Annotated in this window: 32 protein-coding genes; all 32 read right to left on the bottom strand. The window is 34.5% G+C overall.

The annotated features are described in order from the left end of the window. On the bottom strand, positions 1–287 hold a 287-nt coding region (locus CD147_RS10340), incomplete at its 3' end, for an N-acetylmuramoyl-L-alanine amidase (RefSeq protein ID WP_206185153.1). Beyond that, a complete protein-coding gene (locus CD147_RS10335; protein ID WP_103166346.1) occupies positions 287–586 on the bottom strand; it encodes a hypothetical protein in 300 nt (99 codons plus the stop codon). The genes CD147_RS10340 and CD147_RS10335, both read right to left, overlap by 1 nt. A gap of 135 nt (positions 587–721) precedes the next feature. Next, positions 722–1,021, bottom strand: coding sequence for a DUF2951 family protein (locus tag CD147_RS10330; protein ID WP_103167349.1), 300 nt, complete (start codon positions 1,019–1,021; stop codon positions 722–724). 53 nt (positions 1,022–1,074) lie between these two features. Then, positions 1,075–1,347: a hypothetical protein gene (locus CD147_RS10325; protein WP_103167348.1), complete on the bottom strand. Its 273-nt coding sequence runs from the start codon at positions 1,345–1,347 to the stop codon at positions 1,075–1,077. Between the two features lie 4 nt (positions 1,348–1,351). Continuing rightward, a complete protein-coding gene (locus CD147_RS10320; RefSeq protein ID WP_103167346.1) occupies positions 1,352–3,322 on the bottom strand; it encodes a phage tail protein in 1,971 nt (656 codons plus the stop codon). A gap of 43 nt (positions 3,323–3,365) precedes the next feature. Beyond that, positions 3,366–5,327, bottom strand: a complete 1,962-nt coding sequence (locus tag CD147_RS10315; RefSeq protein WP_103167345.1) for a hypothetical protein — start codon at positions 5,325–5,327, stop codon at positions 3,366–3,368. 11 nt (positions 5,328–5,338) lie between these two features. Beyond that, positions 5,339–6,184 (bottom strand): phage tail family protein, encoded by an 846-nt coding sequence (locus CD147_RS10310; protein ID WP_103167343.1) that lies wholly within the window; start codon positions 6,182–6,184, stop codon positions 5,339–5,341. A gap of 3 nt (positions 6,185–6,187) precedes the next feature. Further along, positions 6,188–11,848: a peptidoglycan DD-metalloendopeptidase family protein gene (locus CD147_RS10305; protein WP_103167342.1), complete on the bottom strand. Its 5,661-nt coding sequence runs from the start codon at positions 11,846–11,848 to the stop codon at positions 6,188–6,190. A 43-nt stretch (positions 11,849–11,891) separates the two neighbouring features. Continuing rightward, the gene (locus CD147_RS10300) at positions 11,892–12,140 is read right to left on the bottom strand and encodes a UPF0158 family protein (protein WP_275113277.1); all 249 of its coding nucleotides are present in this window, start codon (positions 12,138–12,140) and stop codon (positions 11,892–11,894) included. Next, entirely contained in the window at positions 12,137–12,454 is a 318-nt protein-coding gene (gene gpG / locus CD147_RS10295) for a phage tail assembly chaperone G (protein WP_103167339.1), read from the bottom strand. The genes CD147_RS10300 and gpG overlap by 4 nt, the downstream gene beginning before the upstream one ends. 99 nt (positions 12,455–12,553) lie before the next feature. Continuing rightward, the gene (locus tag CD147_RS10290; RefSeq protein ID WP_107643160.1) at positions 12,554–13,441 is read right to left on the bottom strand and encodes a major tail protein; all 888 of its coding nucleotides are present in this window, start codon (positions 13,439–13,441) and stop codon (positions 12,554–12,556) included. 56 nt (positions 13,442–13,497) lie between these two features. Continuing rightward, entirely contained in the window at positions 13,498–13,893 is a 396-nt protein-coding gene (locus tag CD147_RS10285) for a hypothetical protein (RefSeq protein WP_103167338.1), read from the bottom strand. Further along, the gene (locus tag CD147_RS10280; RefSeq protein WP_240621112.1) at positions 13,893–14,258 is read right to left on the bottom strand and encodes a hypothetical protein; all 366 of its coding nucleotides are present in this window, start codon (positions 14,256–14,258) and stop codon (positions 13,893–13,895) included. Before CD147_RS10280 ends, CD147_RS10285 begins: the two co-directional genes overlap by 1 nt. Before the next feature lie 26 nt (positions 14,259–14,284). Then, entirely contained in the window at positions 14,285–14,635 is a 351-nt protein-coding gene (locus tag CD147_RS10275; RefSeq protein WP_103167335.1) for a phage head-tail adapter protein, read from the bottom strand. Beyond that, positions 14,619–14,906, bottom strand: a complete 288-nt coding sequence (locus tag CD147_RS10270; protein WP_103167333.1) for a hypothetical protein — start codon at positions 14,904–14,906, stop codon at positions 14,619–14,621. Before CD147_RS10270 ends, CD147_RS10275 begins: the two co-directional genes overlap by 17 nt. Before the next feature lie 5 nt (positions 14,907–14,911). After that, positions 14,912–15,082: a hypothetical protein gene (locus CD147_RS12125; RefSeq protein WP_167409754.1), complete on the bottom strand. Its 171-nt coding sequence runs from the start codon at positions 15,080–15,082 to the stop codon at positions 14,912–14,914. Between the two features lie 11 nt (positions 15,083–15,093). Next, positions 15,094–16,332, bottom strand: coding sequence for a phage major capsid protein (locus tag CD147_RS10265; RefSeq protein WP_103167332.1), 1,239 nt, complete (start codon positions 16,330–16,332; stop codon positions 15,094–15,096). 17 nt (positions 16,333–16,349) lie between these two features. Continuing rightward, positions 16,350–17,126: a head maturation protease, ClpP-related gene (locus CD147_RS10260; protein ID WP_103167330.1), complete on the bottom strand. Its 777-nt coding sequence runs from the start codon at positions 17,124–17,126 to the stop codon at positions 16,350–16,352. Continuing rightward, positions 17,116–18,282, bottom strand: a complete 1,167-nt coding sequence (locus CD147_RS10255; RefSeq protein WP_103167329.1) for a phage portal protein — start codon at positions 18,280–18,282, stop codon at positions 17,116–17,118. Before CD147_RS10255 ends, CD147_RS10260 begins: the two co-directional genes overlap by 11 nt. A gap of 18 nt (positions 18,283–18,300) precedes the next feature. Then, the gene (locus tag CD147_RS10250; protein ID WP_103167328.1) at positions 18,301–19,953 is read right to left on the bottom strand and encodes a terminase TerL endonuclease subunit; all 1,653 of its coding nucleotides are present in this window, start codon (positions 19,951–19,953) and stop codon (positions 18,301–18,303) included. Continuing rightward, positions 19,950–20,300 carry a hypothetical protein gene (locus tag CD147_RS10245; protein ID WP_070653714.1) on the bottom strand — a complete coding sequence of 117 codons (351 nt, stop codon included), beginning with the start codon at positions 20,298–20,300 and terminating at the stop codon, positions 19,950–19,952. The genes CD147_RS10250 and CD147_RS10245 overlap by 4 nt, the downstream gene beginning before the upstream one ends. A 139-nt stretch (positions 20,301–20,439) precedes the next feature. Continuing rightward, the gene (locus tag CD147_RS10240) at positions 20,440–20,739 is read right to left on the bottom strand and encodes an HNH endonuclease (RefSeq protein WP_103167327.1); all 300 of its coding nucleotides are present in this window, start codon (positions 20,737–20,739) and stop codon (positions 20,440–20,442) included. 135 nt (positions 20,740–20,874) lie between these two features. Next, positions 20,875–21,273, bottom strand: coding sequence for a hypothetical protein (locus tag CD147_RS10235; protein ID WP_103167326.1), 399 nt, complete (start codon positions 21,271–21,273; stop codon positions 20,875–20,877). A gap of 14 nt (positions 21,274–21,287) precedes the next feature. Continuing rightward, positions 21,288–21,476, bottom strand: a complete 189-nt coding sequence (locus CD147_RS10230) for a DUF1514 family protein (protein WP_103167325.1) — start codon at positions 21,474–21,476, stop codon at positions 21,288–21,290. Between the two features lie 4 nt (positions 21,477–21,480). Then, positions 21,481–21,708: a hypothetical protein gene (locus CD147_RS10225; protein WP_103167324.1), complete on the bottom strand. Its 228-nt coding sequence runs from the start codon at positions 21,706–21,708 to the stop codon at positions 21,481–21,483. Beyond that, complete coding sequence (gene rinB / locus CD147_RS10220) at positions 21,708–21,875, bottom strand: transcriptional activator RinB (RefSeq protein ID WP_103167323.1); 168 nt, start codon at positions 21,873–21,875, stop codon at positions 21,708–21,710. Before rinB ends, CD147_RS10225 begins: the two co-directional genes overlap by 1 nt. After that, positions 21,868–22,020: a DUF1381 domain-containing protein gene (locus tag CD147_RS11990; RefSeq protein WP_107521989.1), complete on the bottom strand. Its 153-nt coding sequence runs from the start codon at positions 22,018–22,020 to the stop codon at positions 21,868–21,870. The genes rinB and CD147_RS11990 overlap by 8 nt, the downstream gene beginning before the upstream one ends. Before the next feature lie 260 nt (positions 22,021–22,280). Next, entirely contained in the window at positions 22,281–22,484 is a 204-nt protein-coding gene (locus tag CD147_RS10210) for a hypothetical protein (protein WP_103167321.1), read from the bottom strand. A 39-nt stretch (positions 22,485–22,523) separates the two neighbouring features. Then, the gene (locus CD147_RS10205) at positions 22,524–23,042 is read right to left on the bottom strand and encodes a dUTPase (RefSeq protein WP_103167320.1); all 519 of its coding nucleotides are present in this window, start codon (positions 23,040–23,042) and stop codon (positions 22,524–22,526) included. Further along, positions 23,043–23,198 (bottom strand): hypothetical protein, encoded by a 156-nt coding sequence (locus CD147_RS12120; RefSeq protein ID WP_002497097.1) that lies wholly within the window; start codon positions 23,196–23,198, stop codon positions 23,043–23,045. Continuing rightward, positions 23,188–23,532, bottom strand: coding sequence for a hypothetical protein (locus tag CD147_RS10200; protein WP_103167319.1), 345 nt, complete (start codon positions 23,530–23,532; stop codon positions 23,188–23,190). Before CD147_RS10200 ends, CD147_RS12120 begins: the two co-directional genes overlap by 11 nt. Further along, on the bottom strand, positions 23,519–23,716 hold the full coding sequence (locus CD147_RS10195) for a hypothetical protein (protein ID WP_103167318.1): 198 nt from the start codon (positions 23,714–23,716) through the stop codon (positions 23,519–23,521). Before CD147_RS10195 ends, CD147_RS10200 begins: the two co-directional genes overlap by 14 nt. Between the last annotated feature and the right edge of the window lie 33 nt (positions 23,717–23,749).

The raw sequence follows: 23,749 nt of genomic DNA, 5'->3' as shown, positions 1-23,749 counted from the left end.
TCAGTTGGTGTATTATATAATACATGCCATGCTTTCTCAGTAACTGGAATACAAACAATACACTCTTTGTCATCGACAAAGATATGGGCGCTTGCTACTAGTGACCAATCAATCATATATGTGTTTTTATAATAATTAACATTTGTTTGTGCGGTGGTTTCTGGATTCCCTGTATCATGTGCTACTGCAAATAAAGGTTTTTTACTTGTTAAAGGTTGCCCACTTCTACGCGTCCCAATCGGTAAAAAATCATATCTTACTGGAACACCATTCCATTTTTCTGCCATTATGCACGACCTCCACCAATTTTATTATTGTTATCTTTAGTAGAACCTGTACGTGTTCTAACCGTCTCCCAAATACCAGTAGCCATGAGACCACTAATTAATCCAGCTAATAAACGACCGCCAATTGATAGTTCAGTAACTAATTCTGGAATAAATGCGCTTATGCCACCTAATAGAATACCAATACCAATGGCAATTAAAGGTACAATATTTTTAGGTACGCCAGCTTGTTTAACTAATTGTGTCAATGCAATAGTAATAACTGAAATTACTGTTGCGAATGCGATAATACTTTCCATTTAATACACTCCTTTAAAATAAAAAGCCGACGCATAGCGCCAGCTCTAAAACTAATCCTTATTTACATTTACCAAACCAGAAACAGCCCCAAAAGTTGGCACCTAATACAAAGTTCAACATAGTTCTCTCCTCCTTTATATACCGAAAACCATACGCAATAAAGCAATAATTAAAGAACCAAATATCGTGCCTACTAAACCTAGCACCCACATTTTGATATCTTTGATATTTTTTTGATTTTCTTGTTTTTGCTCTTTTTCGTTTTCACGTTCTCTGTTAATACTATCAAGCGTAAAATTCATTTTTTGATTAACTAAATTTTGATTGTGTTGCCCATCTTTAATTTGTTCCAAAGAGTCAAATATTTTTTCATCGTTATCTTCCAAACGACTAACTCTTCTTTCTAATTCTCCTCTTTGGTTGTTTTCTGGCATATCCTCACCTACTTTACTCAAATTTAAAAGCCATAACCTCCACTGGCTATGGCTTAATCAATATCAAATATAACTGGTTGCGTTTGTTTAAGTTCTTCTTCTAATGGACTTTCTTTTAATTCGTTTAATTCTTCTACAGATAATAACGTTTCTCCGTCTTTTAACTTTAATTTCTCACCATCGAAGTAAACTTTATCCGATTGACGAGCAATTCGTTCAGTTGTGGGTAGCACTTTATCAAAATCTTCTGTTGGTACAATATCTGAACCTGCTTGAACAATATGATATTTATCATCTATATATTTTAAAAATAATAACCAGTTCATTTAATCATCCTCTCATACACACTCTAGTACTTCGTGCAGTAACTTTATCTTTGGAAGTGCCACCAATACGTCTCACTTTTAAATAACAGTTAAGTGGTTCATACGTTGGCACACCTAAATCAATTTGAATAACACCATACACTTCGTCATCAGTACGCTTGGCAATCGTTTTATAACTAGCTCTTCTATTTTTATCGCCATTACCAAATTCTTCAACAATAATTTCAACACCACCAGTATCGCTTGGATTATTATAATCCCAACCAATTGCATAAGAGACATTTAAATAACGCGCTTTATGCTGTGTGTAAAAATATTCAAATACCTGTGGTTCAGTTTCAGATGTCAAACTGTAACGCCCGTTGTTCTCTACTGTGGAATAATGAAATAAGTTTTTTTGAACTTCTAAGTCCATTTTTGGTACACCATTGACCATATAAACGGCACCGTCTGGACGTGTGATTGAAAGACCTGTAGGTTGTAATAAAGTACGGGATAAACTGTTAGGATCTACGGTTAATAATTCATTGCCAATGATAGATAAATAGCCCCCAGTACCAATTACATTAACGTTTTCAGTCCATATCGAGCCTGCAGTAATTGCATCTGCCACAATACCTTCTGCAGTAATCGCTGTTCTTGCAGTATTTCCTGCGTCAGTTGAAAGCATTAAGCCACTGCTATTTAAAGTCATCTGATTGTTAGGGTTATTCTTTTCTACTGCATGAATACCATTACTATCAAAAGCTAGTTCGCTTGAAGTATTTAGTATTTTCTTAACCATTGATTGACTAATTACATCAAGTGCATCAAACTTTAATTTTTTACGCCCTTCAATTAAATCTTGAATATCTTTAGCAGCAGTCGATAAGTTACTACTATAATTATCTGCTAAATTAGCTGAGCCGAATGTAATTTCAACGTTTGTGACATATCCTTCGTTATTAATTTCTCTATCTATTTTGACTACTCGTATTTCAGTATCTAACCCAATACGTTCATCTACTAAAAATACTCTGTCACCTAATTCAGCATGTTGGAAACGATAGCCATGTCTACTCATATCATAAATATCAGCAGTAAATGAGATGTTTATACTACTTTCAACAGCTTCTTTTAATTGCTTATCCATTGTTTCTTGTTTAGTTATATTAGCATTCATGATAGGAGGACCTTCACGTATGCCAATAATCGCTGCAAGTGGTGATGTATATTCTCGTTTTAACTTCGCTTTTTTAGTCACATCTTCTTCATTATCATTTTCGATTACTTTAACACTTGTCTTTTGATAACCAGAAGAAGTTTCTGAATTCGTTGTTTCAGTAGTTGTTGTTTCTTCACCACCATCTTCTCTGTAGTCGCCATATCCTCTCATATAAGTGTACATTTCAGAAGCATCTACTTCTTTTTCTATGTCTTGTGTATTAACTTTGTGACGATATTCAAAGTTAGCGTCATTACCTATTTGGTTGTATAGATAAACGACTTTGTCTACGATTTTCATTTCATAACCATAACGATCAATAAATGTTTTAAATATTTCTAATTTAGTTTCACCTTCGCCAATACCTTCAAAACGTTCACTATAAGCAGTATCAACCGTTATATATGTGTATGGCGTATCATTAAATACAATATCAAAGGCTTCTTTAGTCGTAAGACTTGCATCAATACGTTCATATACTCTATGTGTATTTAGATAATCAAGAATATAAAGAACTGCTGTAACACTAATAGTATATTTATCTCCATAACCTTGTTGTTTACTGGAAATAATACGATACTCTTTATTCTCAAATAGGATAATCCACATTTTTAAATCATCTTGTTTATCTAAAAATAAACTGTTCATTGGTGTGTATGGAATATCCATATCAATACGTTCATCGCCATTCAATTCCATTTCATGTTTAATTGTGCCCTCTAAATAGTATTCTTCGCCCTCTAAGTCTCTAATAAAAAATAAGTTTTCCATAATTCACCACCTAAAATAAAAAGCCGACTAATTTAATAGTCGACTAATAAAGTATTTCTTTTCCTGCAATTAATTTATTTTGATAATATCCCATACGTGTATAAATCGTATCCTCTGTGTTACCAACATTGATACTATTTTCGCTACCAAAACCGGTACAGTTATCAAGAAACATACTAGCGCCTGATGCGATTTGGAAATCTTTCCCTTGATAACTTTCGAATGCGGAACAACCTAAATTCCAACTTTGGGTGCCACTATTTACATCAGCTACATTTCCTCCATCATTCCTACCATACGAACCGTTTACCCTGATAGATTTAACACCGTCATGAGTAGTTGTGCCATTATTAGATTTAACGCCTGCTGTTCCTTTGTCACTACCGTTCTCTACGGCTAAACAATCAATTTCAACAATGAAAGGAAGAGATCCATCAGCGCCTACATGGTAGTTAAAACCATCATAGCTATTGTAACTTGCCTCACAATTTTCTAATATTGCTAAATCTCCACCTACAATAGCTATACCATTAAAAGTAGGATTACTATGATAAAAATTGACATTTTTTAAATATGCTTTGTTACCTTTACTCATATTTAGTTGTACTCCATTATTACCTCCAATAAAATTTAAGTTTTCCATGTAAATATTGCTTGATAATACACTTACTTGAAAGTTTGTCCCAGCAATAATCGGAACGATATTATCATTTGGAGTACCGTTTACATTTACATAAACTTTTGTATTATCTGTAAACCAACTGTTAGTAGTTGTATCTACTTCATCTATTGAACCAACATTTTTTAAAGGCGTATTTAGTTTAATATTTATAACATTTCTTACAGAGGAACGAGCGAACTCGTAGACCTTTGTTTTTCCTGATGTCTTATTCCAGTTAGGTTGGTCTGCTATAACAATATTTACTTTATCGTTTTCTCCGATTATGTTTAAGCTTTTGTTAAAATCTTTAGCAAATAATGCGCCAGCATACCTAAAGTAAGTACCTTCTTTAATAAATATTGTATCATTGTCTTTAGATTTCTCTACTGCATATCGAATACTTTTTAATGCTTTTTCTTCACTCAAACCATCGTTACTATCATTTCCATTGATTATATCGACGTAATAAGTTTGTCCCCCAGTTAATTTATTTGTAGTTATATCGTAATTAACACTGAAGTTCCCTTTACCATCTGTCATTATTCTATCTTTAAGTACATGGTCTTTTATTTTAAACTCATTTGGTGTCTTCACAGGAACAGAGTAGTGATTAATTAATTCAGTTTGATTAGTATCATTATTTTGTATGTTTGATTTGTTTAAATTAAGATAAATATTTTTTATCTCACTATCGGTTGCTTTAATTTCACTTCCTTCAAACAATACTGGGTTTTCAATAACCATATTGCTTGAAGCTCCTCTGTTATCAAATCTAATCTCTAAATACTTTCCACTCTTGATTTGTATTCCTACGCCACCATATATATTATTTTCAGCATCTAACAAGTCAAAGTCTGTAGCAGCACCTGTTAATTGACCTTCATCTAAAAATCTGTATTGTACTTTACTCACACTTGCACCTTTTAAAATTTTGGCTACCATTGTAAATGTATTTTCAGTAAAGCTATCAATTTTTACTTTATAAAAAAACCATCCGCCAGGCAATATTGTTATCTTATTATTACCAGAACTCGAATATCTATCGTTTAAACCACTAAAATAACTGTCTCTTGTAATTTCTGCATAATTACTATAACTTATACCTTCTGGGGGCTTATTAAATAAATCTTCTCCCATTTTGTAATTCAGACCTACTAAATTCAAATCATTCAATTCTTTAGAATAAGACTTCAATTGTTCTGTCACATTAGATAATTGTTCTTCTATCTCTTGAGAAGTATCTATATTAATATTGTTGATAGTTTGATATAACTCAAAAAAATTATCATTGACATTCGATAAATTATTTCTATCGAATAAGCTATCAATCGTTCTTCGTGCCATTTAATCACTCCTTATTTATAATAGAATGGGAAATCAAACTGAATATCATCCATTGTCCCACCACTAAATTCAATTTCATTTTTACCAGGTACAATACTAATGTATTTACGATTGGTTTCTCTTAATCTGTTTAGTTGATAACCTACGAACGCTTGCACACCGTCTAAATCAACTGTATTACCAGTTCGAGGTGCATAATATTCAAACGTTTCTCCCGTTGTCTTGTTAGTTAACTTAAATTTACCGTCTGTTACTAAGTGTTTAAGTTTAATTTTTAAAGGCATATTGCGTGGATCTAACGTTACATTGCCACCGTTCCATACCGTGAATTTGTTTTCTGTGAATGTGTATTTTGGATAATCAATATTTAGTCCATCAGCTAAGCCAAACTGTTCAGCAGTTGCCTCAAACCCTTTTGTTTCTATATCTTGCGTTGTGTATTTTGTACGCCAGAAAGGAAGGCCGATTATTGTAACTGGTACTTCCACTGTTGCATACATACTACCTAAAATACGTTCTGTTTTATAACTTGAATCTATAGTCACTTTTAGTACTCTTGTTGGTAAATTGTTTCTACTTACATAGAAGAATGGCTGACTATCTAAAAATGCGTTTATTTCACTTTCTAACAGTAAATAATCATGTTCACCGTGATAATGTCTTAAGAAAAAAGTTAGTGAACAATCACTACGCTCTTTATAATCAAACCCATAGTCTATTGTTCCTGGAATACCTTTAATTGTTTCTGTGTATCTTTCTTTTTCTATTGATGAAACTAAAAAATCCAGCGGTTTTACACCGACTGGAAATTTAAGTTCATTCATATTAGGGTCATAAAGCTTAAAGCCAACTGCCATTATTTATAACCTCCCTAATAAATGAGTTGCTTCATATAAAGCTTGCTCTTTATTGTTATTTCTGTTTATTTCTCGACCATCTAATTCAACTGACCAATCTTTATTGGCAATTGTATCGTTACTTTGAACTAATTTACTCATTAATCCAATAAGCATATCTAACTTTTTCTCTAGTTTACTATTGTCAGATTGACTAGAACTTATTTTAGTACTTGAGAAGTTACTTGGTCGTTTATTACCTGATGTTTTACTGCCTTCGATGTCTTTTGCAGCAAGTGCTAACAATTTCATTGCGTCTGTTCTTCTATTAGGATCAGTAGGAATAATCCATTCAGGATACCCACCTTCTGCAATATTGTACCAACCTGCATTTTTGATTAAGCCACCTGTGGCGTAACCATGACCATGCCCGATAACTCGCAACATTCCTGTTCTACCATAACGTTTTTTGGCGTAATTAATAGCTGCCATAGCATTATCTAAACCGTTCATAATATTACCATGACCTGGTAGTTTGTTTGCTGCGAACGTTGTCGGAACAACTTGTAGTAAACCTCTTGCTCTGTTCGCACCTTCGTTTCCGTCGTGTAATGAAGCGCTTTGTACAGCACCAGCATTACCTCGACTTTCTGATTGAACTTGTCTTATCCAAGCGTTTACATAAGCTGGTGTAGTTGGTAAACCGTTAGCTTTCAATGCTTTAATAATTTCTGGTTTCCACTTACTTGCTGCTCTTGAGCCACCAGATTTACCGCCGCCCATTGACGCGAATTTTTTAGGATCTATTGTATTTCTGTTAGTAATATAATCGTTGATACCTTTTTCAACTTGGTAATGTAAATGTGCGCCAGTAGTCCAATGACCACTGTTACCAGTTTTAGCGAACGGCTCTCCTTGTTTCACCTTTCCTGTTTTTAAAATGTCAGATAAGTGTAAGAACCATTGTGTAAACTTACCGTTTACAAGTCTAGCAACTAAACCGCCGCCATAGTCATGTTTTCTTGAAACAGTACCAGACGTTGGTGCTTTGATAGTTGTACCAGACGGCGTACCATAGTCAATACCGTAATGCCGACCATTACCAAATGGATAGCCTGGAACACGAGCATTTGGTGAATAAGGTGTTGTAATAGGGTACTTGTCAAATGATGATAAGTCAGCCCCTCCACCTTCTTCAAGCCAACCGTCAAATAGATTTTTGATACCATTTTTCAGTTTTTTGTACATAGCTTTCATTAAGCCACCGAGTATATCGCCTTTAACAAAACTGAAATCAACGCCAGCTGCACTTAAAACTTTATCCACTAATTTACCTGGGTTGCTAACATAGTCAAACACATCGCCAATAGCTTTAAATGTACCTTTAGCAATACCTTTTGCAGTATCAAGCGCCTTATCACCCATAGTCATAGCTTTATGTTTGACGCCATTAGCCTTATCACCAACACCGTTAATGATTTGGCCAGCTTTTTTCTTGGTGTTCTTCCACATCGAGCCAATACTAAATTTAGGCAGGGTACCTAAATTGAATCTTGGTTGACTGCTTAACATAGCGTGAGTTTGCGCACCGTTATATACAGTAGAGCCTTTAGGTAATAACGCCGTTGTATCTCTGTTAGGTGTAATTGCCGTTTTACCATTAGGATATCGTATCATTTCATGTCTAAAACCACCTGGTCCATTACCTTTACCTTTATCGCCTACAGTAGCAAATGTATCGCGGTTTAATTTACCATTAGTTACATAGTTTTGTGTATGAGTGCTTTCTGTACCTGTGTGCAGTTTAAGTTTAGGCAATTTATCCATACCAATTTTACCAGCTACCCAATTGACGCCGTCGATAAGTTTATTTAAACCTTTCTTAACTGCATTAACCATACCTGTGATATGCCCTTTAATCTTACCAATGATATTTTTAAGGCCATTTTTCATATTGTTAAATGTACCTCTAACTTTAGACCATAGAGATTTTACAATATTAACAACAGACGATTTGATTTTAGTCCATGTGTTCGTCATGAAATTTTTAACCCTGTTAAAAATAGATTTTGTACCATTCCACAAGGCTGTCCATCTACTTTTCACACCGTTCCACAAGCTTTTGGCTAAACCTACTACTTTGTTTTTTAAAGAACTCCAAAGTTTTACAACCCAATTTTTCAGTCTATTAAATATAGATTTCGTTACACTCCAGAGTGCATTCCAGCGATTTTTCACACCGTTCCACAAAGATTTCACGATACTAATAATTTTATTTTTTAATCCGTTCCACGTTTTTATCGCCCAATTCTTGAGCTTTGAAAAGATAGACTTAGTCGTGTTCCAAAGCGCATTCCAACGCGATTTAACACTATTATATAAAGATTTGGCAACGCTAACTATTTTATTTTTTAAAGAAGTCCATAATTTAATGACCCAATTTTTGAGTTTGTTAAATATGGCTTTCGTAACATTCCATACTGATGTAAACCATTTCTTCACATTGTTATATACTGCTTTCACAGTTTTTGAAATGAAATTTTTAATACTATTAAAAATAAAACGTATAAATTTCAATACAGCACCAAAAATAGAACGCGTTATTGAAAGTATTCTCTTAAAGATAGTACTAATAATAGACCATATAAACTTCAGTACGGTTCCGATTACACTTTTAACACCATTAAACGCCTTACTAATTATACTTTTGAAAAATCCACCAAATATTTTAACAACTTTGAGTATTTTGCCGATAAGCCAAAGTTGGATAAGATTCCATATAAGCGTCAATGCTCCACTGAACACTTGTTTTATACCGTTCCAAACTTGTTTCCATTGTCCTGTAAATAATCCACTGAATATTTTTACGATACCTAATATAATGTCCAAAGCCCCGTTGATAATATTTTTAATATTATTCCAAGTATCAACTACTAAAGTCTTGATTAACGGCCATAAAAATTTCATGACTCCCCAGATAATCTGCATACCTATTTTGACTGCAGGAACAATCACATTCATAAACACCGTTTTTACAACGCCACCTAATTCTTGTAGTATCGGCCATAAAAAGTTTTTAACTTCAGTGAATACTGTAACAATCGTATTCCAGATATTAGTTACAGCCTGCATGATAGTAGCGCCATTTTGATTCCAGAACTGACCTAACTTGAGTCCTATATCCTGACCAAATTGCCAAACGGCATTGAATACATCAATAAATACTTGTCTAATTTGCATTAAAGTTGCCGTTACTTTAATAGCTGTGGCTTTAGGCATAATTTTTGAAAGAATGTCTACAGTAGGTAAAGTGTTTCCTGAAAATAGATTCTTCAACGCATTGAACACTACTTCAGCTGTATTCCAAAGGTTTTTTAATGCATTCACGACCGGATCTATGACTGTATGAACAATATTTCTAAATGTTTCTGATTTTTTATAAGCAACTACAAAAGCTGTACCAATACCAACTATCGCACCTATCACTAGTCCCCACGGTCCTAACATGAAGCTAGCTGCAGACCCTAAACCTTTCATAATCACAGTACCGATACCTAAACCTGCAAAAGCAGTTCTAGCAAGTGCGATTTGTGGTACTAACGCCATTAACGTACCACCTACGGCAGTTAAAACACCTATAAATCCACCTATAGCAGGATGTGCATTAACGATTTTAGCTATAAAACCTGTAATAGCTGTAGTAATCCTTAAAACGATTGCTCCAATTGGCGCCATACCTTTAACTAAACCAACAATGATATTACCGATGTTTTTAAGTAATTGCCATACAACTGGTCCATTCGTTTCTAAGTATTTTAAGAAGTTTTTAAATCCTTCTGTATTTTTAAGGTTGTTGGCCCATTCTTTAAATGATTGTGTCACTCCTTGCATACCTACTAAAACTTTATGAGAATGTCCTGCAAAGGCAGAGAATAGACTTATCATACCACTAAACACATTACCGAATATTTGCCCTACAATTGGTAGGTTAGTCTTAGTATATTGAATAAACTTAGCGATACCTTTATCTGTACTCGTGCTATTTGCCCATGCGTTAAACTTATTCGCTAGACTTTCTATACCTTTACCAGTCCAAGTGAATAGTGGACCAAATTGAGTGAATATATGTGTGATACCGTCGCCAACTTTTTGAGCAGAATTCAATAAATTTTGGAAAATCGGTGGGCCTATATTATTAATCATTTTGAATGCGTTGTTTGCATTTTCAGAGGATGTTACCCAATCACGCATTTTTGCAGAAGCTTGTGCAATTTGGTTTGTGGTTTTAGTAATGAAAGGAATCAATTGTGTTAGGGCATATCTTGCTATATTAATACCGTTAGTCATTGTATTAAAAATAGCTGCTTGATTAGCTCTAACTAAATCTTTCCATTGGTTTTGAAGACCATCTAGCACATATTGATAATTCTTAATTTCTCTAGTTGCTTTTAATTCTCCATCTTCAAGCATTTGAAGTGCTGTAGTTGCTTGTCCACTAAATGCAGTTATTGCTGCAAAAGCAGTACCATAAGCGCCACCTAATCCGATTGCGCCACCTGCTGCTGCAGTTGCTGCGCCACCAATACCAGCAATGGCACTAACGGCACTTCCTGCAATTGGTATGATTGAAGTAATGTTAGCCGCAAGCCCACCAAAACCTATACCGTTAACTACGTAACCTACATTTCTGAAGCTATCGCCGATTTTATCAATCTTACGTTGCGTATCTTCCCAAGCCGTTCCCATACGTGCAAACATACCGCTAAGGCCTGCTGCTTTTCTTTGCTCACGTTCATACTCTTTTAGCTCATCCGTTGTTTCGTCGATACGATTTTGTAAAACGTTATAAGCCGTTGCTTGCTCATAAGCTTCTTTTTCTGCTTTATCTAATTTAGATGGTAATTGTGCAACTTCACGATTTAGACTAGCATATGATTTTTCAGCGTCGTTTGCTTCTTTCCTAGCGACTTCCATTGATTCTTTAGCACTTGCCATTGCTTCTTTGTTAGCATCACTAAATTTCTGTAGCTCATTTTTAGCATTTGCAGTTGCTATTTTAGATTCATTTAAATCATGTTTAGCACTATCAACAGAACGAGATAAATTATTATATTCAGTTTTTGCAGTTGTAAGTTGACGACCTAATGCCTCTAATTCTCTTTCAGATGCGTTACCGGAATCTTTCAACTCATCAAACTTTTGTTGTAAGCTATCCACAGAGCTTTTAGCATTAGTTAATTGAGCTTTTAACGCTCTAAGAGTATTACTGTGTTGTTTTTCAGTATTTTTAGCTTTATCTGCTGCATTAGTGTATTCTTTCAACTCGTTGTTCAACTTGTCATATGAATTTGCTAAGGTCTCATAGCTTTTTTTAGCTTTTTGAGCATTACGTGCAGATTCTTCAAGTTTATCTGACATTGTTTCTTGTGAACGTCTTAATTGGTCTAATTTCTTTTGTGCTTGTTCACTCATTCTACCTTGTTGAGTAAGTTTTTTGTTTAGCCCTTCAATTTCAGTTTCGTACTTTTCTACTGATTTCTCTGCCTTATCAAATGTTGAAAGGTTTTTCTTCATCTCTGCATCTGTTGTCTGTAACTTACGCTTTAAGTTGGCCATCCCTTTATCGATATCTGATGTGTCTAACCCTAAACCTATTGTAAAACCTTCAATTTTATCATGTGCCATTCAATTCACTCTCCTTTCTTTTAGATATAAAAAAAGAGGGGACTTAATTGGCCCCCTCTTGTTGTCTTGGATCCTTACCGGTTATTGCGGCGATAAGGCTCTCGTTTTTGCCGACTTTCTTAGTCTTAGATTTCTTCTTATTGTTCATAATGCGAAGTAATTGATAAATATCTGTATTATCAATCTCAGGCATTTTCCAACCATTTTCCATTAACTCTTTATATAAAGTATCAAGATACTCCGATTGCTTTTCATAAGTGAAATCTTCAGGCTTTAAACGAGAATCGTCTATTTCGTCGTCTTTCCCTCGTCACCTAAAATTCCACCTAATTGTTCCATAGCCACAGATAATATTTCTCGTGCATCAATTCCATCTTCAAACTCTTCTGCAGTAAATTGACTATCATATAAATCATTAGCAATGAAGCTGTATAATTTATCTAATAAGTCATCATCAAATTCTCCACCGTTTTGCTCTAATTTTTGGAACTCTTTACCTAAGTTAAAACCTTTACGTGCCACACTACCTTTAATAAATGCAGGTGCATGGAATTTTTTTACTTCACCATTTTCATCTTGTAATTCAACAAATTTTTTAACTGCCATTTTTATTTCTCCTTTTCATCGGGTTTTAATTTCGACCGAATAATTAATTTTATATTTTTGTATACAAAAACAGGCGACCGGTTAAAGTCGCCCCATAAGCTAAATTTCTTTAGAAGTTACATTGATAGTAGCTTGTGCATAAACTTTACGACGTGAAGCGCTTCCTACAGCTATTCTAGCTTCGCCTTCCGAAATCCCAGTTACTAATCCTGTATTTTCATCAACAGTTGCAATGTCTGTATTACTCGATTCAAATGTAACATCATCTGAATCAATCGCATCTTCAGGACTTACAGTAGCTCTTAATTGAACTGTACTATCGACTTTTACATCTGCAGAAGATGGCTCGATAGTTACTTTTACACCTTCTGCATTATTAAAAGAACCTGTTTGTACAGTTTCGAAACCTTTACCAAAAATTGATTGGAATACGGCGTCACGACCTTCAGTAGAACCTTTTTCATCGTAAGCCATCATTACTGCCAATTCTTCATTGAACCCGTCAACATGACGTTCCATAAATTGACCTTCGATTTCGTCTGAACCAAATTCTACACCATCTTCTTTTGTTTGACCTTCTTTGTTTGGTCGAGTGAATACTCCTTTAGAAAGTCCGAACCACTCAGTTGAACCGTCTTCCATCGTACGTGGAATTGCAACCGCAGTATAAGTAATACCTGAAGATTTACCGAAGCCATAAACATTTTGTGCTGATTCATGTTCGATTAAACCTAATAAATCTTTTTGAACATCAATCGGCAATTTGTGGAATGTTAATGATAATTGTGTTTCACCTGCTGATTTTGCAATCTCAGCTACTTTGTTTGAACCATATGCTTTTTCTAATTCTTCACCGAATTCAATTGATAATTCTTGCACGTAATCAACTTCTTTTACACCTGAAGTTGTTACGTTTGCACCGTCTTCACTTTGAATCACGGCATAATATAATTTACCTAAACCTGTTGCAGCATTATATCTACCCATTTATAATTCCTCCTTATTTTTGCGCATAATAATAGCCCTCCATTACTCATGGAAGGCTAGTCAATATGTCTTAATTCATCAATTGTGTATGGATTGCCGATGTAGCGTCGAGCATCCATATATATTCTTATATCGGGATCATATTCATCGATTCCATCTCGTTGTCTGAAACCAATGGACCACATCGTTTTACGTATTTCTTCTTGGATTAGTTTAACCACATCGTATTGTGGCCCTCTGACATCGATTTGATACAAGTATTCTGTAGTCAATGAAACGTCACTTGCATATGTTGATGGTTGTGGTGCAGCAAGTGGTGTTATTAAAATGTACGGTCCAGTTGTATCGGCAGTTTCATCATAATGATAGGCACGTATGCGACCTTTACAATGCTGAGCAATTGTTGCGTTTTTTAATAAATGTTTTTTTAAGGTTTTCAACATATCAAACATTATAAGTCACCTGCCATAGATTGTTTTATGATTTCTTGATACGGCTTTTGAGTTGTGAACATTGTTCTAGCAATAGCGCCTTTACCTCGAGGTGTAGGATTTTTAACCGTTCCCCATTCGTTAAGATGAATGATGGCGTAACGACTCATTGGTCCTTGCCAGTAAACCTTAACCATTCGTGTCTTACCGTGAATATAATAAGGGTCGGTCACTTCGATTTCTTCAATACTAGCTCCAGTATCTCTAAACACTTCAAAATTCGTCTTTAAGACACTTACAAAGTATTTAGAACCTCGTCTTAAGGCTTTATCTTGTGCTTTTAACATTTTTGTTTCGCCGTATTGTTCGCCGATTTTACGTAACATTTGGTGAACACCTTTAACTTCTACACTCATTGTTTTATTTTTCCAATAACTTTTAAATTACGGTGATAATCTGTGTCGTCAAAAGTTTCAACTATATTAAATTTCTGGTCCTTGTAGCGAGGTAATGCTATTTCAAAATACATATCATCCGTAATTTCTTTATCCATTGGATACCACGTTACCATCGTTATGCTTGCTTCTTTATCTGTCATATCCAAATCCTTTTGTGAAGGAGGATACACATTTGCAAAACACTTATATACTTCCTCATCCACAGTTTCACCAGGAAGAAAATCATCAGACGGTATAGCTTTATAAAAAATGACTGGCGTCCTCATTTCTCCACCAGTCACAAAATCTTTACGTGATTGCACCATCGTCTGACACCTCCATATTTAAAATTTGGAATTGAACAATACTAGATAAAAAGTTGTTGTGAAACTCTTCTAATTTGTCATTAAGGACGTAACGTGTGCGTTCAAACACTAATTCACGACCTAACGAGCTCTCATCCATTTCGAATTGACCACATTTAGCTTGAATGTCTTCATATGACATTTCTAAATCATGTCTGAGTCTTTCATCCTCAAAATCATAAAAAATACGATTTCTTGATTTGAATTTATTTACATGTTCATCTGTAATCATTCAAATCACTTCTTTTCTCTAACTCTTTCAAGAAAAGGACCGTCAAACCCTTTTTCAAAAAGTGTCTTTTCAACTTCTTCAGAGCGTTTAATGGTCATTTCAACCTCATCATTTTCATTTAACTTTCTATTAAGTTCAATATCTGTATAAGGTTTTAAAACTTTAAATTTAGCCATCGGATAACCTCCTATGCTGATGGTTCATCTTCTGAATCACTGTCATCAGAAACGTCCTCTGGTTTTGGTGCGCCAAATGCTGAGAAATCAACATCGTAAACAAATGATGTTTTATTATCATCGGGCTCAGCATACAAGAACTGTTTCGCTGTATATAAATCCATGTCTTCTAAAGCTAAAGTTTGGTCGAATGTACGCAAGATAACTTCACTACCCGCATAAAAATGATAACGTGTTTTATCAAAAGCCACTGCTTTTCCTTGTGGTACAAATTCAGATTGTTCGAAAGTCACATTAAACGGAATAGGGCTTGCATATTGACCATTAGGCATCGGAATTGTAAACGCGATTTTCGCGTAAATATAATCTGCTGGGTTTAATACGACGACTACGTTATTTGTAACATTTGCTCCTTTAGAACGTTTAACATTACCTTCTTTGTCGTAATATTCTTTAATAGATAAATTTTTAATCACCATACCGATTTCAGCAATTGACTTTTTAGGGTCAGATAAAGTTAAAGTACCCGCAACCGTTTTATCTGATACAGCATTGTTTGTACGGTTAATCTCTTTCATTAATCCTACAGGTTCGTTACGCGCTGCACCTTGCCCGTTAATTGCTGTTTTTTCGATAGCAACTGCGAAAGCTTCTTTAATTTGAGTGCGTACATAACGATCAACCCATTGTACACCTGCATCTTTTAAATCTTTAGGCACTACTACAAAACAAGTGGCTTTACCTAATGTTACATCTTGTTCGAAGAATGTAGCTTCCAATTGGCCACGGATTTCATCAAAGATTTTACCCCATACAACTTGCCCTTCAGGAACAGAACGAATAACACGTGCTTTTAGTCCGGTACGTTGAATATTAATATGTTTAAGCAATGGTTTTTCTGTTTCAATATCATCGAAAATACGATCAACGATTGTTTCCGGTAATAGTTCTGTGTCTTTCCATTTAGTATCAGTATTCACATGGTCTTCTGAAACTAATGCGTTATAAAATTTCTTTTCTTCGTTAGTTAAACGGTTAACATTACGCGCGTTTAATACCGCATTATCTCCTTGTTCTTGTCTCATATCCTTACGAATAGCGTTTGCTAATTCTTCTGAATAAGCATTCATGTATTCTGTATATTTTTCTTTTACTTCTTCGTCAGAAGCATTTGAACCCATATTCGAAAACTCTTGTAACAATTGTTTTGAGTTTTCGAAGTCTTGATTGTTTTCTAGATTAATTGCCATGATTATTGGCCTCCTTATTATTTGATATTCATATTAAATAAACGTGCAAAACTATTTTCTGCAGGTTTACCTTCCGTTTGTTTTTCTGATTCATTAGAATCTTTGTTGTTTGCTTTTTTAACTTCCGCCAAGATTTCTTCAAGTTTATCCATTACATCTTCAGCTGTGATGTCACTTGATTCTTTTGGTTGTCCAGGTTGTTGTGGATCTTCGTTACGGTATCTAGCCATGAATTTGTCACCTCCCAAAATTGTTGATGTCGTTGCAGCTGCAACTCTTGAATTTTCAGTGATATTGTCAATTAAACCTAACTTTTTAGCTTCTTTAGCTGTTAGCCATGTTTCTTCATCCATGTATTCTTGAAGAATCGCATGGTCGATGTCAGGATTTTTATCGACATAACTATTAAATACAACACTGTTAATGCGTTCTAAATCTTCGGCTTGCTTTTTGAAACTTCTAGCATCACCTTCACCTATTGTCCAAGCGTTGTGCACCATTAACATAGCGTTACCCGGCATGTTGATAGTATCTCCTGCCATTGCAATCACAGAGGCAATACTTGCAGCAAGACCATCCACATTGACAGTGATATGCGCATCAAAACGTCTAAGCATGTTGTATATAGTTACGCCACTAAACACATCTCCGCCGTTACTGTTGATATTAACGATGACCTCATCAACATCTCCCATAGCTTTTAATTGATCACGCACAGTTTGTGGACTAATCGTCATCCCTTCAATTGTTACGCTATCAATTAAGCCGTAAATATCTATTTCGTTATTCGCCATTTATATCACCTCCTTCACTACCTGTAGTTTCTTCATCCACAGTTTGATAGTTTTTAGTGATAATAAATTTCTGCATTTCTTCACTTCCGATTGGTTCAAAGCCTGTAAGCACTCTAATTTCATCTCTATTGAAAGAACCACTTGCGATGAGCTTATCTATTGCTTCACTCACTTCAAGTGGTCCTTTTTGGTCAATGCTTATTGCCTTGATTCGTTTACCTTCTTTATATCCACGTTCACTGAATAGTTTCGCATTTAATTCATCAGTGATTTTCTCAATAATTGGCTTAATACAGAACTTCATATAGTTATCAGTCATTGCTTCAATGTCTGCTGTATCTCCATTAATCAATCCAACTGGAATGCCTAAGTTTCTTGCTACATAACTTAGTAATTGGTTAGGAACCTTAGCCATATCTTCTATTTGCGATGACGTTTTGGCACCATTATTGCTCGAATGTTCCTTATATTCATAACCTTTTTGGAGTGGGAGAATAGCGATATCATTTTTATCAAATGACTCATAAGCTTTATTAATAAAGGACTGCATCTTTTGCTGAGACTCTTCCTTCATTGAGACACTTGTATCCATAGCTAATGTTGCCCTAATCTGATTATTCATTAAATTAGACTTAATCATTCGTCCGAAGATATCGCCATAATCACTGAATAAACCCATAAGCATATTTGTAATGGATTCATTGTTGTATTCAAGATAAATAACTTCACTCATTCTGAATGAGCGTTCATATTCAAAATCACCAATCATTATATGGTCAAAAATATCATCATATAATGCATATTCCTCTCTAACAAAGTCATCTGCAACGATTAAATCTTTGCTATCTGTAACTACAATCAGAACTTCGTTATCATAAATGAGCTTACGAATTACTTTTTGCCAAAACGTTGCAGCACTTTCATCTGTATTAGGTCGAACATTCAACTTATAGTGTGTGGTCGAAGATGTATCTTTACTTTCACTATCGATAATTTCAAATTTTGTTTGACTAATCGTTCTAGCAATATGATTTATACATGTATCTAAAGCCCATTTTTTTATGTAAGCTTTTTGGGACGTTTCATGTAATAACTCAAAATCATAACTAAACTCAATTGCCTCGTTTCTACCCATAATTCTATCGAATATACTCAAAATCTCACCTCCTAACCTCTAAAAGTTGATATCTGCCATGATAAAGGGTTGATCATACTCAAGAATTTCATCTGCTCTATATAGTGCATGGAGCATTGCATGAAATCCATCTGTTTTACGTCTAACTTCATCTTTCTTAATATATTTCTTGCTTCCGTCGGGTTGCATCTTAACCGCTACGTTGTTTGTAAACCATCGCATTAATGGATTGTCCCCAAAGGTAATTTGTTTCTTAGCAAACATGGTGTCAATCCTAGGCGCAAGCAAACCATGTATCGCAGTTGGATTTTTAATAACTTCTAACGGAATACCTGCTTCTTCAAATGGTCGTCTTACAATATCTGTTCTGAAATTATCTGATATTACTTTAGTTAGATGATATTTACTTTGTTGTTGAATAAACCAATTAACGATATAAGAAATATCAATTACATCATCATCTACAATTGTGAGTAGTCCGTCATCTGCCCATTGTTCAATCGGTGGTTCAAGATGCGTCGTTTCCAAAAACTCACGTCTGATAAACGAATGTGTTATCCAATAATACTCGTCATTATCTCTAAACAATAAACCTACACTGGCGAAGTCTCTAACTAACGCATAGTCAAGACCACCAATGCAGGCTTTATTTTCTAGATTTGGAATTGGTTTATTTGTAGCTAAAATCTCTTCCCACGGTGCTACAACTTTTTCTTCATCAACTTCAGGTAAATTCATTCGTTTAGTCATGAATTCTGGCTTGTTTGAACGGTTAATGTGCAGCACGTTATATTCTTCTTTTATCTTACGCTTTAAGTTGCGTGCATATCCTGTAAGTGGAGGGTGTAACATAGGATTTGATTTTTCCCACATCTTTTCGTCGTCTACTTCTTTAGAATCATCAAGCTTACAATAAAATGGAAATATACGGTCGTTAGGGTTATTACGTTTTAAAACTTCGGTAATTCGTTCTTTCATTTGGTCCATAAAGCCTTCACGTACAAATCCGTCTGTAGAGATATAAAACGTTCTATCGTGAATTACCTTACCTAAACCACCACGCTTGACGTTAACCATATCCGCTGTTTCATAAATAGCAATCTCATCAAAGATTACACAACCTTCACGACCACCATCTTTAGTTTTAGTATTAGAAGTGTTATATCTAATAATTGAACCAGTAGAACGGTTTTTGATTTCCGTTTTACTTACTTCATAAGGTGCTTTAGGTCGTTCTCCTGTTTTATTACGTTTATGATCTAATAAAACATCATATATTTCATTGAATGATGTTTTTGCTTGTTCTTCACTATTCGCAACAATTGAAATATCATATTTTTTAATACCATGTATAGGAGTAGTGAAAAAATCACTTATCGCACTGATAAAACCATTCTTACCTGCACCTCGTCCCATGAATAAAGCAAATTCTGTGAAATATGGTGTATCTTCAACATCATCTATCAAGAATAAGAAAGCAATGATAAAGCGTTGAAATGGTTGAGTTGGAAAATACCATTTCTCAATAAACTTTATACACTTTTCTATTTTTTCTTCTTCAAAATGAACATTTGGAAGAGTGAGTACATCATTTTCAAGATACTCAATCAAATCAATTCGTTCTTGATTAAAGACTATCTTGCCATCACGCCATTGTTGAATGTATTCATCAACATATTTGTTTCTGATCATACATAATCATCAACAGGTTCATCTGTTTCAACTGCCTTATTTTCTTTAGGCAATAAGTCGGTAAGTTGCTTAATCACACGTTGGTATGATTGGTCACGTGTATTGTATAAACGAGCAACAGGTCGCTCACGTTCATATGATGGTAAGTTTTGTGATTGTTGAAACATGGTGTATTCGCCATTTTCTTGAATGTCTTTCCACATATAATCGAGCATGACACGTAATCTTGCTGCTTGTATAATTAAACCTTCAACAACTTTCAGCTTTTCTGATGGAATATCTTTGTAAATTTCTTCTAATCGCTTACGTTCTTTAATTACATTCTTATCATTGTCACTTACTTTCACAAAATCACTCCTTTCTTCATGTAGAGGTGGGGGTATAGGTTATATGTGTAATTTTTTTAAAAAGTTGCGAAGTCGAGCCCACCCGCCGTTCTCCCGTTTGGTCAAAAATGGTTAAATGGTTTCGACCGGGGGTGTGATTTTACCATTTTTCATCGTTCCATTTCTTTTGCGGTTTAAATTGATTGCCACCGCACTGAAATCTTTTGTGTCGTTTATTATGACAAGCCTTACACAATGTTCTTAGGTTATCAGGATCTAATTTTAAATCTGGTCTATCTTGCAATTCTTCAATATGGTCAACTTCCAAGTCTTCAGTAGTGACTTTCCCTTCTTCTTTACACCAACAGCATTCATAATTATCACGCTTTAGAACCTGTTGTCTTACATCTTCCCATGCCTTACTGTTATAAAATTGTTTACGTGTCTTGTAGTCATTCATATTTTAACTCCATAATAAAAGACACACCACTAAGTGATGTGCCTGTGTATTCATATCGCGTTAACTCAAGTATATATAATTAAATAAACTATTTATAATAGTGTGTCATGTGTGGCATATGTGACATTTGTCCCATCAAGTTTGAGACTTCATATATATATTCACAATGACATCTAGCTTTCTATATATTTCTTTTCTATCTACTCTCATTAACATGGCAATAGTATTTATCTTCTCGCCTTGTTTAAGTAGTTGAAGTATATGATAGTTCTTATCATTGGTTATCTTACCTTCATGCTCATCAATGAATGATACCTTCTCTATTAACTCCTGTGTTTTACGTCTATCCTTATCATTGCGTATCACTCTTACTAATACCTTATCGCCTGTACCACCTTTAGCTTTAGGCATAGCTGATTCAATACCGTACTGTCCGATTGATGTACTATCATACTCATATACTTGATGATCAATTAATCGTCTCATCCAATGATAATCCATTATAAGTTGTTTCACTTCCGTTGGTGTGTACAAGTGATTACCTCCAGTTAATTAAACTGTTTCTTCGCTCTCTCAATCTCACGTTTAATATCTTCTATATCACTTTCTCTTACAAACTTACTAAAGAGATATACGTTGGTGTACTTCAACGCATCTAATTCATTTCGCAACATAGAGTTACTACCTAATGTAATCAGTAATGCTATTGCGAGAATTATTGATATTGTTATCCACATAAACTTAGTCCTCCTCAAGATATGTGTTAAGCGTCAATACTTTAAATCCATAAGCATACGCTATATCATCTGCTTTTCTAAAGTCTGAAAATCTTTTAGCTTCATCTGCGTATTGTGTAACCTTTAAAACAGTATTTAATATTCCAACACTACCATGCACCTCAACTTCTTCTTCATAGTAGTTACCGTCTTTAGTTTCAATTACATATTCTTGATTGATTAATTTACTCATTACTCGCTCACCTCCGCATTTAAATGGATATGATCGTCTTGCATGAAGTCTTGTGGCACGTCCACATCATCATTCGCTTGTACCTTAATAAGTATCTGATTTGTAATATATTTACCTAACTCATACATAGCGATTGTGAACCATGTTTTTAGTATGCGTTTAATCATTGTTATCCTCCTCAAACTTTTCAAGCGCTTCTTTCTTACTCTCTGCCTCCACAATAGAGAGAGTTTCATTACTACGTGGTTTCTCAACATCTGTGTGAATGCGACCTGTGCTATCTTTGAATTGGCGTATTAGGTATTGTGTCACGGTATCACTCCTTACGAAACATTTTAATTTTATCTATAAACATAAATGCTAATAACACTATCAAGGTATGTAACAAATGATATTTAAGTGCCAACCCTGTAGTTGTAATAACAATGAATAACAATATTATTTTATAAATAGCTTCATGCTTTGCTTTATCAGTCTCCATGTATCTATCAAACACTACACTAAAAACCCCGTATGCAAGCCCTATAAAAATTAAGATGTAAAAGACTTCGTTCACTTCCCCAGCACCTCCTTTACTCTTTCTTTTTAAATTTCAAAGTCACTACATCTCTAAAATGCTGATTTCTTGTATGAGTTTCTGAAAGTTTATAATTAGTTATCATTTCAATAACTTCATAATCTACTAGGTTCAGATGAGATATATGAATATTAGTTTCATCTTTACCGTTAAATAATCTTCTCAATATTTTAATTGTTGGTTGTTCAAAGTCTTTCACTTCTTCAACACCTCTTTTACTTTTTCTAATATGTCCTTTTTACACGTAGCCTTTATCTTTGTCTGCTGTTCCATCTTGCCTTGCATGATTTCGCTCCATTTTCTTTTTATAAGCTGAGATGAGTTGGTCGATAGTGTATAACTGTTCGGCTATTTTAAATACAATTATTAACCCTCTAATAGGAGTAAAGTCCTCATCTTCAAACTCATACATCATGTCATAAATCATTTCTTGGTTAATGAAATAGGATTTTTCTAAAAAGTTTTCCAGTTCCCAACTTTCAAAGAACAATTGGATATCATATTCATCGAATTTGCGTTGATTAGCAATACTCAACCCAAACGCCAACATATCCGCTAATTCATCTAGTTGCACATCTAATGGCTTGCCTGGTTTCTTCTTCCAGTTTTTGAATGTTTCTAATGTGTTAAACCATTCAAAGAATTCAACCACATACGCAATCTTGCTATCCTGTAAATTAAGTGTTGGAATTCTATCGTCGAATTCCTTTTGTATTTGTAGTAATTCTTGTAATTGATAAACTGTTAATGTGTTCATTTATTGTTCCTCCTCATTCGGATAAAATTTAATAAACATTTTATTCCCATGTTTATCTCTAGCTACCAATTCTTCGTATTCATCGTGTGATACATATTTTTCAATTACGCAATTTTGCAACATCTGCATCATTTGCATATGTTTTTCAGGTTTCATCACTACCACGCTCCAAATTATTAATAACTATGTTAGTTACTATGTTGTTCATATTTTTTATTACATCGTTATTTTCAGATAATACAGTTACTGCTATCTCATCAAACGCCTCTGCCTTACGTTTAATATCTGCAATATCATTGATGAGTTCGTCGTAATTTTTAATCCAATCTTTACATGTGTTGAAGCAAACCTCCGAATTCACTTTTAAATCTGTATTTTCATTTCTTAGTTCTGCGATTATTCCGTTAAATTTATTTTCTTTATTTTTTAGTATTTCTATATCTTTCAACAATTCGTCGTAGCTTTCCTGAGATAATTTAACTTCTGCCATTCCTTACACACTCCCTGTTCCTTTTAATATCGTTCTCACTTACCAACATCGTCACTCTACTTCCTGCTACCTTAACCACAAAGCCTTTGATACCTAACTCACGTAACTCATGTTGTATCTGTGTAGGTGTCTTGGCATTAGTTTTATATTTGTACCGTTGATGTACTGTGTTATCGAGTTGCATTGTTCAGTACTTCCATAAATCTATCTGCGTACT

Origin of the sequence: Staphylococcus devriesei, from assembly GCF_002902625.1 — a bacterium.
GTDB lineage: Bacteria > Bacillota > Bacilli > Staphylococcales > Staphylococcaceae > Staphylococcus > Staphylococcus devriesei.
This window is presented reverse-complemented; position numbering and strand designations above follow the sequence as displayed.